Source organism: Bacillus sp. GbtcB14 (assembly GCF_019091205.1).
GTDB classification, from domain to species: Bacteria; Bacillota; Bacilli; order Bacillales; family Bacillaceae_G; genus Bacillus_A; species Bacillus_A cereus_AG.
Genome location: NZ_JAGXJT010000001.1, coordinates 683,772 through 700,406, shown reverse-complemented (window position 1 = coordinate 700,406; position 16,635 = coordinate 683,772). Strand labels below are relative to the sequence as shown.

Here is a 16,635-nt window from a genome sequence, read left to right as displayed (position 1 = left end):
ACGGGGTGTTTTACCCCGTTTTACAGCCACAACCTCCGCCGGTACCACAACCGCCACCACAGCCACCAGCATCAAAAAATGGATTTCCTGTTGGGACTTTGATGGAAGAAGACACCTCAGAACCGATTGCGACACTAACTTCATCTAACAACTTTTGCAAAGCTGTTTCTACTCGTTTAAAAGCTGCAATCTTATCATGTAAGTCTATAGCACGCTTTAACTCCCTCATTTTCGTCGAAACGAAAGTATAATCAGGATGGTATTTACCGAAACGTTGCACTTCTTCATATCGTTCTTTCATCGCTGTAAATTGCTGAATTAACGTCTGAACTTCCATATCTTCATGCAATTCTTTATAACACTTACGATAATCTTCTGCTATATCTGAACAGATGATCGCTTTTGCAAGCTGCTCTGCCTTATCTAATATCAATACGCTTTCCAGCGTCGCTACAATCATGAGAGACACCTCCGAGTATTCATCATACCACATTTAGAATAGAACTACTAATTGAAGTGTCTCACTAAACAGAAAGATATCACTCTAACTATTTTCCGTATAATTCCAGCGTGTACTTATACATTAATATGTTCCGCAATATTATATTTCAGAACATCCCATTTCCCACCATTTTCTTTCACATAACTAATACATGCATTTTTTAATGGTGTCTTAAACGAAATATCTTCCGGTGCAATTGCATGTAAAATTGCTTTTATCGCATGTGAATGAGCTACAATGATAATACGTTTGCCAGAATGAGTTTCTGCAACATCTTTTACAGCAGCAAAACAACGAGTTACAATCTCTTCATCTTGCTCCATACCTTCTACTTTACCTTCTGCAATTAGCTCCCTAACAGTCGCAACCGGTTTCCCAGAAGCTTCACCAAAATTACGTTCAACAAATCGCTCATCTAATAAAATCGATTGCAATCCTGTAGCCCCTGCAATTTCCTTAGCTGTTTCGTGCGCTCTAATTAATGGGCTACTTATAATTACATCCCATGCTTCCGCTTGCAAAGCAACTGCACTTTGACTTGCTTGCTTCTTTCCCACTTCATTAAGGGGAATATCTTCACGTCCCTGAATAATCTCTTGAAAATTCCAATCAGTTTGTCCATGTCGTACTAAACAAATTTCCGTCATGCTCATGCTGCAACTCCTTTTTAAATAATCCGCTTCTATTGTATCAAAAGTTCTGCATGACGGACATAGTTTTCCCTTCCAATTATGTTGTATTTTGCTGCTTCATATACTGAAACATATCGATCATAATGGAAGCAACTGCCAATTGGTTTTGAAATTTCTCAACTTTATCTGGTATCGTTTTTTTGAAATGTTGCATAGCCGCTAACTCAAATGCCTCTTTTTCTTCAGGGTTTCGCGTTAGTTTTCTATACCAGTACGGTTGCTCCCTAATATAGCGAGATAAATCCTCATCAGCCTTTATAAACTCCATAATTTCTGCTCTCATCCGCTTTCCCCCTAATCCTTCTGAAAGAAAAATGGATTATTTTCGGAAGTACTTTCTTCTTGCCGCGCGGGCTTCCCTTGAAATTGTTGAAAAACTTGTTGCACACTACCAATAGCACTCGTCACATTAGCTAAATGGTGTTGCATCTGTTCCACATCTAGCTTTTTAAAGAAAGAAAGCATTTGTCCCATCACATCAGCAGTTTTTTCCTCTTCAGTTCGAATATCTTTTTCTTTTTCTTGTTTATTTTCTTTTACCGAAGAAAAAGCTGGCGCTCCATCAGGTCTAAAAGTTGCCCATATTGGATCTTCTTCACCAAGTAAGTACCATTCTTCATAAAACTGTTGCCAAGTTTTGTGACCACTTCTAACCTCATGAACCATTTTAGGGTGATGGTTTACAAACTCTTTAAACTGTTGAACCGATGGATGTAACGGCCCTTTTGTTGTTGGCATAATCCTCACCTCTTCATGTATATCTACTATATAGTAAGAAAAAAAAGGCACATGGTTCGCCTATTTTTAGACGATTCATGCACCTTTTTATCCTGCTATTTGCATACGGTAAGATTCCGACCTACACTTCAGTGAATACGAAGTACTTAAACTTGAGGTGTCCCTACACGACTTAAAATTTCACTTTATTTTCGAATAAAGTTTTGTGTATAAAACTTATCGTATACCCCAACACCTAATCCTGTAAATTGTTCATTTAATACATTCTTTCTATGCCCTTCACTATTTAACCAACCTTGCACCGCCGCAATTCCATCACTATGTTGCGCCGCTATGTTCTCACCAGCAAGTTGAAACCCTACTTTCCCGCGCTGTAAACGATCTCCTAACGTACCTAGTGTAGGTGAATCGTGTGAAAAGTAATTATTATCCTTCATATCTTTACTATGCCCTATAGCCACATCTGCTGTTTGTTGATCCCAAGCTAACAGCGGTAACTTATGGCGACTTCGAATAATATTTGTTAAGTCAAAAATTTGTTGCATATTCCCATTCTCTATTTGTTTCATTTTATCTGGAGTCAATGGTTGTTCAGCTAGTAATTCACCTGAATAAACAAGCTGATACGGTCTTTGGCGTAATAAGGTTTCATCATCCATATAACGAACACCAACAAGCTCATGTGTAAAATGATCAAAATATAATTGTGCCCAGCCATCTTCTACAGGTATTAATGGTTGTTCCATCACTTCCGTGTCAGATAACTCAAATTGATAACTATTTTTCCCTCTTTTCAACGAAATCTCATGCGAGAGTGGATTCTTTTTATACACTTCTTCATACTTTTCATTTATATAATAAGGCGGCACCTTAACTTGTTCTCCAGCAACATACGCCGTTACAACTTTTCGTTCCGCAACCCCAAATTGCACATACTGAGTTAAATCTTGATTGTATACCCACCATTCATATCCGTAAGCAGATGGCTCTATTCGAGATGGTTCGCCCCATTTTGCTAATAAATTTTCAGAGTCCCCACCAATCATATTTAAAACAGTATCGGAAGAGTCTTCATTTACTTGTTTTTTCTTTTTCACAATTTTATTTTCTTGCTTTGATTGAGATGGGGTTAATATATATTGTGAAACGAGTAATTTCCCGTATAAATCAACAGCTAAAATTAAAAATGTAATCATTACGATACGCAATAATTTCTTCAATCGATATACCTCCTGCACAAAACATAAAATTGAGATATACACAAATCCTTTTCTTCCCTTTTTTGTGTGTACCGTACTCTTTTCACTATATCATATTTTCACAAAAAAAGTCTGGATTATCCCTTTTCTCTCAATATGAATTGCACTTTCTCATTATTCATACTATTATAAAAATAATGATGTAACATGAAAAGAGGAGGTATTATATGCAATTTACAAATACGAAATTTAATGGGGCAGTCGTTGATTTAACACTATTAACAGAGATTATGGAAAAGAACCATTTCGTACTTGCTGGACAGTGGGATTATGAACGAGTTACATACGATTATAAATTTGAAATATTAAATGATATTTATTATTTGCGCGTACAAGGTTTGGCTGTTGAAGGTGATGTTGGTAGCAGACACGCTGAAATAAAGCTACTTCCTCCCTTATTAGGAAAACATTATTATCCTCACGGCGTTGAATATGGTGATGGTGAAACGTTCCCAACGAATGTACTTCAAAAAAGCGAGCAACTCCTACAAAATATCGAAAAAGAGTTAAAAGAATTCCAAATCATTGAATAAAATAAAAGTGAGTGCATCAATATGATGCACTCACTTTTATTTCGTTTGTAAATACGGCGGCAATTGTTGCAACTGCTCTTTATCCTTTTCACGCTCTCGACGCGCCCATCGAAAGAATACATAGCCTATAATTGTGCCATACACTATTTCCTGGACAATTTTCATAATAATGCCGCCTGTTTGTTGGTCTTGTACGACTGGCATCCAGTGTAAAAATTCTGGTCCCGTTATATTTAAATCTGATAAAGTTCCCGCTGGTACACAAAGTTCCATCGCCTTCATCCAAGCAGCCGGATCCGTATACGTTGCGAATAACGGTGCAGTCGCAAAAATGATTAACGCACAAGCTGGCGTTAATAATATTCCGTTAGCAAACATATAACCAAGTTTCTTTATATCACTTAACGTTTGATATTCTGGTAATGGATTTAGCATCGGCCACCACATCATGATTGCCGTAAAGAACAATATAGCGAGACAAATAGGATGAGCAATTTGACTTTGTTTTACTGTATCAAAAACAACTGGTAAATGATAAAAAGAAAACAGGCCATTAAATACAAACAATGCAATAAGTGGCTTAGCAAATATCTTTAATATAATTTGAACGAACTTAAAAGAAGTAATATAACGATATAACCAAGTTGGTATACCAAGCAACAATAACGGTGGAACTGCAATATACATGACTGCCATTTCAAACATATGTGCACTAAATATAATATGACCAATTAAATCAATAGGCCCTCCCTTTACAAAGTACAAAAGAACAATCCCGGTCGTAAAATAAAAAATTTGCTTCTTACTTACCTTCGTCGCATGTTCAAATCGCATTCTATATGGCCCAATAATTAAAAAGTACCCAATAAGAATCGAAAGCATAAATAATAAAAAAATTGGACTCCATAGAGCTTGAAAACCAAATATCCACAAGTTACTCATTGTCACACCCACCTTCTGAAGGTTACCCTTTCACATAATATGAAGAGGGAGCTGTGACAACACAAGCTCCCTTATTTTTCACTTTTCAAATCCACACAATTGTCATAAAAGCTAAAATTGTAATTAACCCGATTAACAGACCGGAATAAAGAAAGAAACTTGCCGCTTCATGCCCTTTATGACTCATATGCATAAAATAATACAATTGAAAAATTACTTGTACCACCGCTAATAGTAAAATAAATGGTACTGAGAAAGTCGGACTAAAAGTTTTCGGATATGCTACTGCTACAAATGCAACTAATGTTAAAAAAATCATTAATGCAAACGTAATAACTTGATGCTTCATTTCCTCCGCACTTTTTCTCTTTCGATAAACAAGATCAACTTTAGGATTATTCATTTGCTTTATCGCCATTGTTTATCCCACCATTCCCATTAAATATACTACAGTGAAAATAAACACCCAAACTACGTCAATAAAGTGCCAATAAATCGATGCAACATAAAACTTCGGTGCATTGTATAAATTTAGACCTCTCTTCGCATTTCTAAAGATTAATGTTAAAATCCAACACAATCCAAACAATACGTGGAGTCCATGCGTACCAACAAGAGCATAAAACGCGGAACCAAACGCACTACTTCTCATAGTATGCTTAAATTCATGCGTATAATGATAAAACTCATATATCTCAAACCCTAAAAATCCTAAACCTAGCAACACTGTTACTAATAACCAAAGTTGCATTTTCTTAAAGTTAAAGTTTTTCATATGATACATCGCATATACGCTCGTTAAGCTACTCGTTAATAAAAGCATCGTCATAATGAAAACGAGGGGCATTTGGAACATCTCTTGAGATGTTGGTCCACCATTTGTAGAATTCTTTAACGCTAAATATGTGCCAAACAAGGAAGCGAACAATACTGTTTCGCCTCCAAGAAATAACCAAAAACCGACAAACTTATTTTTCCCCTCAAGGGTTGCTTTTTCAGGCTCTGCTGGAAATGTTTCATTCGTTAATTTTTCATCTACATGCATTATGCCTTGCCCCCCTTATCTTCTAAATCTTCCTTATGAATATGATATCCATGATCATCGATTACTGAACGTAAGAACATTGTGCCAAATGTAATGATTAAACCAATAATTGCTACTAATAACCAAAACTTATCTTTTCCACCCTGCATATACATTGCACCGAATGCCGCTATAAACAATCCTAAAGAAATGATAAATGGTGAAAACGATGGATTTGGCATATGAATATCACCAACTGGTTCCGCCGCGGTCATCTCTTTATTCCCTTCACGTTTTTCAATCCAAAACGGATCTAATCCGCGAACAAATGGCAATTGTTTAAAGTTATATTCCGGTGTAGGTGCTGGCATTGTCCATTCTAATGTACGTGCATCCCATGGATCACGACCAGCCTTTTCTTTTGATACTGTTGTTTTGATTACATTGAATAGAAGAACAATCGTTCCAAGAGCCATAAATACCGCTCCAATAGAACTAATCATATTCCCCATTTCCAACCCTTGACCTTCAAGATATGTGTAGTAACGACGCGGCATACCAATCAATCCAAGGAAATGCTGAATGAAGAACGTTAAATGGAAACCGATAAAGAATAGCCAAAATGTTATCTTTCCTAACGTTTCATTCAATACTTTATTAAACATCAGTGGCCAATAATAATGAGCTCCTGCAAGTAAACCAAATACCACACCGCCGACAATTACATAATGAAAGTGCGCTACTACGAAATAGTTGTCATGAAATTGATAATCAGCAGGCGCAGATGCTAGCATAACACCTGTAACTCCTCCCATTACGAATGATGGAATGAAAGCTACTGCCCACATCATCGGTGTCGTAAAACGAATACTTCCGCCCCACATCGTAAAGAGCCAATTGAATATTTTAATACCGGTCGGAACCGCAATCGCCATTGTTGCAACTGAGAAAATAGCATTTGCAACTGGACCAAGCCCAACAGTAAACATATGATGCGCCCATACCATAAATCCTAAGAATCCAATTAATACTGTCGCAAACACCATCGATGAATAACCAAATAATCGCTTTTTCGAAAATGTCGCGAAGATTTCTGAGAATATTCCGAAAGCTGGGAGTATAAGAATGTATACTTCTGGATGACCGAAAATCCAGAATAAATGCTCCCATATAATTGTATTCCCGCCCAATGCTGGATTAAAGAAACTTGTTCCAAATAAACGATCTAACATTAAAAGTCCCAATCCTACAGTTAACGGCGGAAAAGCGAATAATATTAGCGAAGATGTTACAAATGTCGTCCATGTAAACATCGGCATACGCATATACGTCATTCCTGGCGCACGCATATTAATAATGGTTACAAGGAAGTTAATACCTCCAATTAATGTACCAATACCGGAGATTTGCAAGCCGAGTACATAAAAATCAACACCATGGCCTTTTGAGGCTAAAGCTAAAGATGCATAAGATGTCCATCCTGCATCAGGTGCTCCACCTAAAAACCAACTTAAATTTAAAAATACTCCACCAAAGAAAAATAACCAAAATCCGAGTGAATTCAAAAACGGGAACGCTACATCACGTGCACCAATTTGAAGTGGTACAGCGGCGTTCATAAATGCAAACACGAGTGGCATAGCTGCGAGGAAAATCATTGTTGTACCGTGCATCGTTAATACTTGATTATAAGCATCCCCAACAAGAAAAGCGTTGTTAGGAATCGCTAATTGAAGGCGAATAAATAGAGCCTCTATTCCGCCTATTATAAAAAACAATCCACCTGCAATTAAATAGAGAATGGCAATCTTTTTATGGTCTACTGTCGTTAAATAATCCCATATGACAGCACCCATCCCCTGTTTTTTTGCTACAGAACTCACGTTTTCAACCTCCCCTTCGCGAATAATCCCTCTTTACTTTTCAACTTTTAACGTTTGTAAGTATGCATTTAATGCATCAATTTGATCATCCGTTAAGTTGCCATATTTACCAGTCATTTTATTTCCTGGTTTCATATTTTCAGGATCTTTCAGCCATTTTTTTAAGTTTTCTTCATTATTTTCGGCAATACCGGCAACCATATCGCGATCCGCAAAGTTTGCTAAGTTTGGTGCGATACGAGCGGAAGGTGGTCTACTATCATTAGATCCAACTGCGTGACAACCAATACAGCTTTTATTAAATATTTCTTGGCCCTCTTGCGCCTTTGTTGAAGCTACTTCTTTCTTCCCATCAATCTTCTTCATATCAGCAAGCCACTTTTTGTACTCGCTTTCATCTAAAGCTTTCACTTTGAATTGCATTAAAGAATGTGATGGGCCGCAAAATTCTGTACAAAAACCATTATAAGTGCCCGATTTATCTGCCTTTAACCACATTTTGTTCACATTGTCTGTATTTGTATCCATTTTCCCAGCTAAAGATGGAACCCAAAACGAATGTTTAATATCGGCACCCTTCAAATTCAAATACACTTTCTTACCTGTGGGGATGACTAAATCTTGAGAAGTTACTATTTTTTCTGATTTATAAGAAAATTCCCACCAATAAAGATTCGCTGTTACATCAACAACGATAGTATCTTTATCAATATTCTTTTTCTCCATCGCACTTACATCAGCAAGTTTGAATGTATATGTAACCGTCGGAACAGCTAAGATTAGCAAAAGAATAATCGGAATAACTGTCCAAATAATTTCTAGTTTGTGATTCCCTTCAACTTGCTCCGGAATATAATCTTCCTGACCTTTCTTTTGTCGGAAACGCACAATTACATATAAGAAAATAATAGTAACTACTAGTACTACTCCTACCATAATCGCAGTTGCTAGTAAGAGCAAATCATATTGCATTTTTGCTACTTCTCCTTGCGGAATTAAAGTAGATTGAAAGGCTTTACCGCATCCCCCTAACAGTAAAGCCAGCAGTGAAACGAACGAAAGCAGTCGCCACTGTTTCTTCATACAAACAACCCCCACTTTCCTTGTGAATTAGATTGTACTTTATAGTTAAGTAAAGTAAATCTCAACGTAAAGAAATCCAATTATGTCGTTGTCTTAGAAGAATGTAACTACAATCATTGATACAAATAAGATTGTTAAATAATTTAGGGAATAAACAAACATTTGTACGGACCATTTGATGTCATCTTGCTTACGGAAGCCATAAAATCCTAAAACGATCCATCCGATGTTTAACAATGTTGCAATTACCATAAATGTTATCCCTAGTCCACTCATATAAAATGGTAGTGGTAATAAACATACTGTCCAAATCATAATTTGGCGTTTCGTAATTTCAAATCCATGAACTACAGGAAGCATTGGAATTCCTGCATTTCGATATTCATCAACACGCTTCATCGCTAATGCGAGAAAATGTGGGATTTGCCAAATAAACATAATTAAAAATAACATCCAAGCAATTGGATGACCTAAAGATGGATCGATTGCTGCCCATCCAATTAAAGGTGGAACTGCTCCAGATATACTACCTACAACAGTATTTAGTGTATACTTTCTCTTTGTCCATAATGTATATAAGACAACATATGTGAAAGCACCAATAAATCCCATTAATACTGCCATTGGTGTTGTTAATAATAAAAATACAAATCCAAGAAGTAATATAACTAGTCCAAATGTAAGTGCAAATCCCGGTTTATACTTCCCAGTAACCGTTGGACGGGTTTTTGTTCTTTCCATTAACGGGTCGATGTCTCGATCAATGTAGTTATTTAAACAACATACCCCTGCCATAATTAATCCAGAACCAACGATTGTAAAGAATAACTTATCCAGATTGTCCATCACACTTAATCCATTGAAATGTAATGCCAACCAAAATCCTGTAAATACAGTAAGTGTATTTGAGTTTACAATCCCCATTTTAACGAGCGCTGATAAATCTTGTAACCGAGTTGTTTCCGGTACACTTGTAACAGCTGACTCATCATGCAGCTCACTTGTTGCATGGTTCATCACTTTAACCCCCTCTTAAAACTTTCATCTTTCTTTTTGCGCCTATTTCGAATGAAATATTTCGCTTCTATATAGCAATATTATTACAGTAGAAATATTGTTAATCCATTCTACTACTAATCTACGCCCATACTCCAATATATTAAATCATATTTCCCGAACATTTTGTGAAGAAAACATGAACTTTTTGTGTCGAATATAAAAACTTAATTCTTACTTGTCCTTATCATAACATGATGTTACCTTCTATAATAAACTTTTTTGTCATATTTAACACGTATTCTCCCCATATCTTTTCAAAATAGCCTGTTTTTCACCTAAAAATTCCCTTATACATCCTATTTCCACACCCATTTTCTCTCCCCTGTCTGCCCCCGCCATTTCTTTGCTATTTTATTATTTTTTATATATCATAGGAACTAGCGCTTTTTATTCTATACATAATGGAATGAAAATATTTCGCAATAACTTCATAGCAGAAAGATGGTGAAATAGATTGCAACGCTTTATTAAATGGTTAGCAGTCATTACGAGTCTTGATTTATTAATAGTTTTACTAGGAGGCGCCTTAGTTACAAAAACAGGTTCTGGCCAAGGGTGCGGTAAATCATGGCCACTTTGTAACGGTGAATTTGTTCCATCTAATTTATCAATGGAAACTATTATTGAACTAAGTCACCGCCTTACATCAGGATCAGCAGGAATTCTTGTCACTCTCCTTTGTATTTTGTCCTGGAAATATTATAAACATGTGCGCGAAACAAAAACGTTAGCAATTTTATCCTTCGTATTTTTAGTTGCACAAGCATTAATGGGAGCTGCAGCAGTTGTTTGGGGACAAATGCCAGCTGTACTTGCTATCCATTTCGGTATTTCCTTAATTTCATTTGCATCTGTCATTTTATTAACGTGTCTTATCTTTGAAATCGACCAGAAATTTGATGCACGTTCACTTATTATGGACAAAAAAATGAAATTTCATATTTATGGTGTAACAATTTACAGTTATATTGTCGTCTACACAGGGGCTTTAGTCCGTCACGAACGAGCTAGCTTAGCCTGTCCAGACTTTCCTTTATGTAGCAAAAATAGACCTATGCCAACTCAACTACATGAATGGGTTCAAATGGGACATAGGGTTGCAGCGATGTTAATTTTCGCTTGGATACTATACGCGATGATTCTCGCTATTCGCCATTACAAACAGCAGCCTGTCGTATACTGGGGATGGATCATTTCATTTATCCTTGTTACACTTCAAGCGATCGTAGGAATTTTAGTCGTATTTACAAATGCTAATTTAGTAATGGCATTATTACATTCACTATTCATTTCTTGCTTGTTTGCTGTACTATGCTATTTAGTTATGTTAGGTACAAGAAGTAAAGCGAATGCAAAAGAAGCTGAATCAACTTCTAAACAAACAAAATAAATTTAAATTCAAATTAAAATACCTTGCCGAATTGGCAAGGTATTTTTTGCGATAAAAAAAGAGCTGTATTTACACAGCTCTTTTTCTATTTTAGTGATCTAATTCAATCAGTAAGTCACCCGTTTGAATTGCATCTCCATCATTAACATATACTTTTTTCACTTTACCATTGAACGGCGCTTGAACTGTCGTTTCCATTTTCATCGCTTCTGTAATTGCCATAGAATCGCCTTTTTTCACTTCATCGCCTTCTTTTACAACTACTTTAATAACCGTTCCTGGCATTGTTGCACTAATATGGTTTGGATTTTCACGGTTTCCTTTCACACGTTGTGCCACTGTTGCTTTCACACTTTCATCTTTCACAACAATCTCACGTGGTTGTCCGTTAAACTCCAAGTAAAGAATTCGATTTCCATCCGGCTGTGGCTCTCCAATTGATACTAGTTTAACCATCAATGTTTTACCTTGTTCGATTTCCACATTGATTTCTTCACCAAGTCTCATACCATAGAAGAATGTCGGTGTATCAAGTACAGATACACTTCCATAAAGCTCAGCAACTTTTTCGTAATCCATAAATACTTTCGGATATAATGCATATGCAACTACATCAAAAATTGTTACTTCGCGTCCAAGTTTATGGAATAATTCTTCTTTTAACGCGTCGAAATCTACTGGCTCTAGTAGTTCACCTGGTCTTACTGTTAACGGCTCTTTCCCTTTTAAAATAATCTTTTGCAATTCTTTCGGGAAACCACCGTACGGTTGACCTAAATCACCAGAGAACATTTCAACAACAGATCCAGGGAAGTCCAAAGCATGTCCACGCTCTAAAACATCTTGTTCTGTCAGGTGGTTTTGAACCATAAATAATGCCATATCGCCAACAACTTTTGATGACGGTGTTACTTTTACAATATCTCCAAACATGTCATTCACACGACGGTACATTACTTTCACTTCATCAAAGCGATCTCCTAAACCAACCGCCTTCGCTTGTTGCTGAAGATTACTATACTGTCCACCTGGCATTTCATGCATATATACCTCTGTGTGAGGTGCATTCATACCACTTTCAAACGGTGCATAGTATTTGCGTACATCTTCCCAATAATGAGATAGCTTTTCTAATGAATCTATATTAACGTCTGGCTGTCTTTCGTTTCCACCTAATGCATAGTATAGCGTGTTCGCACTTGGTTGTGACGTTTGACCAGCCATAGAACTTACTGCTACATCGACAATGTCAACACCTGCTTCAATTGCCTTTGTATACGTTAATATACCATTTCCACTCGTATCGTGTGTATGCAAGTGAATCGGAATCGATACCGTCTCTTTTAATGCAGAAACTAAATCATATGCCGCATTAGGTTTTAATAAGCCTGCCATATCTTTAATTCCTAATATATGTGCTCCTGATGCTTCTAACTCTTTTGCTAAGTTTTTATAGTAATTTAAATCATATTTACTACGTAACGGATCATGAATATCTCCTGTGTAGCACATTGTTGCTTCTGCAATTTTACCAGTATCTCGTACAGCATCAATTGCAACTCTCATACCTTCCACCCAGTTTAAACTATCAAAAATACGGAACACGTCAATTCCAGCTTGAGCAGAACATTCCACAAATTTTTGAATTAAATTATCTGGATAGTTTTTGTAACCAACTGCGTTTGAAGAACGAAGTAACATTTGGAATAAAACGTTTGGCATTTTTTCACGAAGATCTAGTAATCGTTCCCATGGATCTTCTTTTAAGAAACGATACGCGACATCAAACGTTGCACCGCCCCACATTTCAGCTGAGAATAGGTTTGGTAACATTCTCGCTGTTGGCTCTGCAATTTGATGTAAATCTTTTGTACGAATACGAGTTGCAAGTAATGACTGATGTGCATCACGGAATGTTGTATCCGTTAAAAGTACACGGTTTTGATCCTGTACCCATTTTACTAATCCATCTGCTCCACGCTCGTCCAAAATTTGTTTCGTTCCATTTTGGATTGGCTCTGAATGTTTTAAACATGGAATACGAGCATCTGGGAATATTGGCTTTTCTTTTTTCCCTACTCCTGGGAAGCCATTTACTGTTACTGAACCAATATAATTTAACATTTTCGTTCCGCGGTCTTTACGTTTCGGGAACAAGAATAGTTCAGGTGACACATCAATAAACGAAGTATCATATTCTCCTGATAAGAAGTTTTTATGTTTTACTACATTCTCTAGGAATGGAATATTTGTTTTAATACCACGAATACGGAATTCTTTTAAGTTACGTTCCATTTTTGCAGCAGCTTGCTCAAAAGTAAGTGCCCAAGTTGTAACTTTTACAAGTAAAGAATCGTAGTATGGTGTAATAACTGCACCTTGGAAGCTATTTCCTGTATCAAGACGCACACCAAAACCACCGCCTGATCGATACGCCATAATTTTTCCTGTATCCGGCATAAAATTATTTAGTGGGTCTTCAGTTGTTACACGAGATTGGATTGCAAATCCGTGTACAACCACTTCCTCTTGCTTCGGAACACCTACTATTTTACTATGTAATGCATGTCCATCAGCTATTAAAATTTGTGATTGAACGATATCGACTCCTGTGATCATTTCTGTAATCGTATGTTCAACTTGAACACGTGGGTTTACTTCTATGAAGTAAAACTCATCACCTTTTACAAGGAATTCTACTGTTCCTGCATTTAAATAGTTTACATTTTTCGTTAACTTCACAGCAGCATCACAAATACGCTGACGCAGATCATCTGAAAGTGATACACTCGGTGCTATTTCTACAACTTTTTGATGACGACGTTGTACAGAACAGTCACGCTCGTATAAATGAACAACATTGCCTTCTTCATCTGCTAAAATTTGTACTTCTATATGTTTAGGTTTTTCAACGAATTTTTCTACGTATACTTCATCATTACCAAAGGCTGCTTTTGCTTCTGATTTCGCTCGATTATATGATTCTCCTAATTCCTCACTAGTACGCACAATACGCATACCACGACCGCCACCACCAAGAGATGCTTTAATAATAATCGGGTAATCATACTTTTCAGCAAATTTTTCGACTTCTTCTAATGAATTTACTGGACCGTCACTACCAGGTATAACTGGAATTTGTGCTAGCTGCGCTTGTGTTCTTGCTTTCACTTTATCTCCAAACATATCTAAATGCTTACTCTTTGGACCAATAAAGATAATCCCTTCTTCTTCACAACGTTTCGCGAATTGAATATTTTCTGACAAGAAACCATATCCAGGGTGGATTGCATCTACATGATTACTTTTCGCAATCTCAATAATGCCCTCAATATCTAGATAAGCATCAATTGGCTTTTTTCCTTCCCCAACTAAATAGGACTCATCGGCTTTATAACGATGATAAGAACCACTATCCTCTTTAGAATAGATTGCAACTGTTTTTAATCCAAGTTCCGAACAAGCTCGAAATACACGAATTGCAATCTCTCCACGGTTAGCTACCAATACTTTTTGAATACGTTGCAGCTTTGTCATGATTTTCCCCCTCTACTTTCCTACCACTCTAGAGATAAAATATATACACACCTTAAAAAGCGTGAAGTTCTTCACTTTCCACATTATATTATACTTAGAAAGCTTCACTTTATTTTTATCCATCATACCTTATTTTTTAACAAATGATAAGTTTTCTGTGCAATTTGTTTCACAAAAATAGTATAGCATACCTCTTCCTTTTCTAACAACTCAATTGTATATCACATTAGATTAAATGTGATATATTTTTTATTGTAAATACTAATTAATATATCATATTTAATATTTCTAAAAAATAAAAAAACACATCGTGCTTTAAAGCACAATGTGTTTTTTTATTTCACAACTACAAGACGTGGTCCGTCTTGTTCTCTTTCTTTCATTACCTCATTTTGCTGTTTCTCTTGTCGTTTTACATGACTAGCAATATTTAATAATATACCCATCGAGATTAGATTAGCCAACAAAGAACTACCGCCATAACTAATAAACGGTAAAGGTACCCCTGTAAGCGGTATTAATCCAGACATACCACCCACATTAACAAATGTTTGTATTCCAATTAAACTTGCAATTCCGATTGCAATTAAACTTCCAAATGGATCTTTACATTTTTGTGCTACTCTAAACGAACGAATGATAATAAGTAATAAACAGATTAAAATGATAGCTACACCTATAAAACCTAGTTCTTCAGATATAATTGCCATAATAAAATCCGTTTGCGGCTCTGGTAAGTAGCCATACTTTTGTATACTATTCCCTAATCCTCTACCACCTAATCCACCTGAGGCAATTCCAATAAATGAATTTATTAGTTGAAATCCATCTTTTTGCGGATCACTAAATGGATCAAGAAAAACTGAAAATCGAGCTTTTTGGTATGGACTTAATTTATAGTTTCCGATAAAATACAACGCCGGAATCCACACGACAGATGTTAATAAAAATCTTTTAATCCACAAATTAACATTAACTCCTGAACAGAAGAACATAATTAACACTGTTCCACCTATTAATATGTCGGTCCCTAAGTCATTTTGTAATAAAATTAACACCATCGATCCACCGACAACAAATATAGGAGGTATTATCCCTTGAAAAAAAGGGGTTTGCCTCTCTTGTTTCTTAGCAAAAAAACTTGCTAGCGTAATAATAACTGCTATTTTTACAAACTCAGCTGGTTGTATACCTAGTATCCATCCTTTTGCACCATTTATGACCTGCCCGAAAACTAAGGCTGCTGTTAGTAAGGCAAGACTCCCTAACCCGATTGCTGCTAGAACCATTTGTTCTCTCCAAAATTTATAAGGGATTATAACGACAATCACTAGTATTACCGTTCCAATAGCAAGAGCAACTAATTGTTTTTTAAAAAAGTGATCTGCTGGCCAGTTATATTTCGACGAAATCGCGACAATGGAACTAGAACTATATACCATTATAACTCCCAAAACACATAAGATAACAAGAGGAAGTAATAATGAATAATCCATTGATTTCCATACTCTTTTCATTTCATTTCCTCTTTCTGTTTCAATTTAATTATTGTTGTATTCCATATGTACATTGATTCTTCCTGCTTTATTATACAAATAAAAAGCCCAAACTTTTTCAGTTTGAGCCCCCTTATTTGAACCCGTTATTGTTGTTTGTTTGTAAATGCTTCATGAAGTGCAGATAACTCACGTTCAAGCTCTCCTAACATTGCTTTCCCTTGTTCTTCTGCAATAAGACCAAGGCGAACTGCAAAATCGACCTCGCGGGATAGTCCAAACATTTGTGTGTCTAACACTTCTTCATATAATGGACATTGCGGCATTGTCAGATTGTCCATTTGTACCTTAATAAGTCTTAAAATCTTCTCCGCATCCGCTTGTAGAAGGGCTAGTGCCTTTTCCTGATGATTTGATACTGTCTCAGACGCCAAATTGATTCCCTCCGTTTCCGTCCTACTCTCTCCTATCTATTAATATTAGCGATAGTTTTAGTA

General features: G+C 36.3%; 16 protein-coding genes. 2 read left to right on the top strand and 14 right to left on the bottom strand.

Annotation, left to right across the window (positions count from 1 at the left end; all coding sequences use genetic code 11):
• Nucleotides 1-10 precede the first annotated feature (10 nt).
• From KVT31_RS03825 to KVT31_RS03805, 5 genes are all read right to left on the bottom strand, one after another.
• A complete protein-coding gene (locus KVT31_RS03825; protein ID WP_088097551.1) occupies nt 11-460 on the bottom strand; it encodes a YlbF/YmcA family competence regulator in 450 nt (149 codons plus the stop codon).
• Nucleotides 461-576: 116 nt separating this feature from the next.
• Nucleotides 577-1,149 carry a histidine phosphatase family protein gene (locus KVT31_RS03820; protein WP_140392577.1) on the bottom strand — a complete coding sequence of 191 codons (573 nt, stop codon included), beginning with the start codon at nt 1,147-1,149 and terminating at the stop codon, nt 577-579.
• A gap of 82 nt (nt 1,150-1,231) precedes the next feature.
• Nucleotides 1,232-1,477: a YlbE-like family protein gene (locus tag KVT31_RS03815; protein ID WP_001200991.1), complete on the bottom strand. Its 246-nt coding sequence runs from the start codon at nt 1,475-1,477 to the stop codon at nt 1,232-1,234.
• 11 nt (nt 1,478-1,488) lie between these two features.
• Entirely contained in the window at nt 1,489-1,932 is a 444-nt protein-coding gene (locus KVT31_RS03810; protein WP_088097553.1) for a YlbD family protein, read from the bottom strand.
• A 185-nt stretch (nt 1,933-2,117) separates the two neighbouring features.
• Nucleotides 2,118-3,152, bottom strand: a complete 1,035-nt coding sequence (locus KVT31_RS03805) for a CAP domain-containing protein (protein WP_000735386.1) — start codon at nt 3,150-3,152, stop codon at nt 2,118-2,120.
• 206 nt (nt 3,153-3,358) lie between these two features.
• On the opposite strand from KVT31_RS03805, the gene KVT31_RS03800 reads away from it, so the two are divergent.
• A complete protein-coding gene (locus tag KVT31_RS03800; protein ID WP_001160938.1) occupies nt 3,359-3,724 on the top strand; it encodes a YugN family protein in 366 nt (121 codons plus the stop codon).
• Nucleotides 3,725-3,760: 36 nt separating this feature from the next.
• Here KVT31_RS03800 and ctaG read toward each other — a convergent pair whose 3' ends face one another.
• From ctaG to ctaB, 6 genes are all read right to left on the bottom strand, one after another.
• Nucleotides 3,761-4,666, bottom strand: a complete 906-nt coding sequence (gene ctaG / locus KVT31_RS03795; RefSeq protein ID WP_088097554.1) for a cytochrome c oxidase assembly factor CtaG — start codon at nt 4,664-4,666, stop codon at nt 3,761-3,763.
• Nucleotides 4,667-4,751: 85 nt separating this feature from the next.
• A complete protein-coding gene (gene ctaF, locus KVT31_RS03790; RefSeq protein WP_087981715.1) occupies nt 4,752-5,084 on the bottom strand; it encodes a cytochrome c oxidase subunit IVB in 333 nt (110 codons plus the stop codon).
• A gap of 3 nt (nt 5,085-5,087) precedes the next feature.
• A complete protein-coding gene (gene ctaE, locus KVT31_RS03785) occupies nt 5,088-5,711 on the bottom strand; it encodes a cytochrome c oxidase subunit III (protein ID WP_000557861.1) in 624 nt (207 codons plus the stop codon).
• The gene (ctaD, locus tag KVT31_RS03780) at nt 5,711-7,546 is read right to left on the bottom strand and encodes a cytochrome c oxidase subunit I (protein WP_000501451.1); all 1,836 of its coding nucleotides are present in this window, start codon (nt 7,544-7,546) and stop codon (nt 5,711-5,713) included. The genes ctaE and ctaD overlap by 1 nt, the downstream gene beginning before the upstream one ends.
• Nucleotides 7,547-7,606: 60 nt before the next feature.
• The gene (coxB, locus tag KVT31_RS03775; RefSeq protein WP_000745278.1) at nt 7,607-8,656 is read right to left on the bottom strand and encodes a cytochrome c oxidase subunit II; all 1,050 of its coding nucleotides are present in this window, start codon (nt 8,654-8,656) and stop codon (nt 7,607-7,609) included.
• 93 nt (nt 8,657-8,749) lie between these two features.
• Nucleotides 8,750-9,673 carry a protoheme IX farnesyltransferase gene (ctaB, locus tag KVT31_RS03770; protein WP_001015062.1) on the bottom strand — a complete coding sequence of 308 codons (924 nt, stop codon included), beginning with the start codon at nt 9,671-9,673 and terminating at the stop codon, nt 8,750-8,752.
• Between the two features lie 496 nt (nt 9,674-10,169).
• Here ctaB and ctaA point away from each other — a divergent pair, with 496 nt between their 5' ends.
• Complete coding sequence (gene ctaA / locus KVT31_RS03765; protein WP_001188734.1) at nt 10,170-11,105, top strand: heme A synthase; 936 nt, start codon at nt 10,170-10,172, stop codon at nt 11,103-11,105.
• A 90-nt stretch (nt 11,106-11,195) separates the two neighbouring features.
• Here ctaA and pyc read toward each other — a convergent pair whose 3' ends face one another.
• From pyc to KVT31_RS03750, 3 genes are all read right to left on the bottom strand, one after another.
• Complete coding sequence (pyc, locus tag KVT31_RS03760; RefSeq protein ID WP_088097555.1) at nt 11,196-14,642, bottom strand: pyruvate carboxylase; 3,447 nt, start codon at nt 14,640-14,642, stop codon at nt 11,196-11,198.
• A gap of 335 nt (nt 14,643-14,977) precedes the next feature.
• Nucleotides 14,978-16,159 carry a putative lipid II flippase FtsW gene (gene ftsW, locus KVT31_RS03755; protein WP_088097556.1) on the bottom strand — a complete coding sequence of 394 codons (1,182 nt, stop codon included), beginning with the start codon at nt 16,157-16,159 and terminating at the stop codon, nt 14,978-14,980.
• Nucleotides 16,160-16,284: 125 nt separating this feature from the next.
• Nucleotides 16,285-16,572, bottom strand: a complete 288-nt coding sequence (locus KVT31_RS03750) for an Fpa/YlaN family protein (protein ID WP_000135698.1) — start codon at nt 16,570-16,572, stop codon at nt 16,285-16,287.
• Nucleotides 16,573-16,635: the final 63 nt, after the last annotated feature.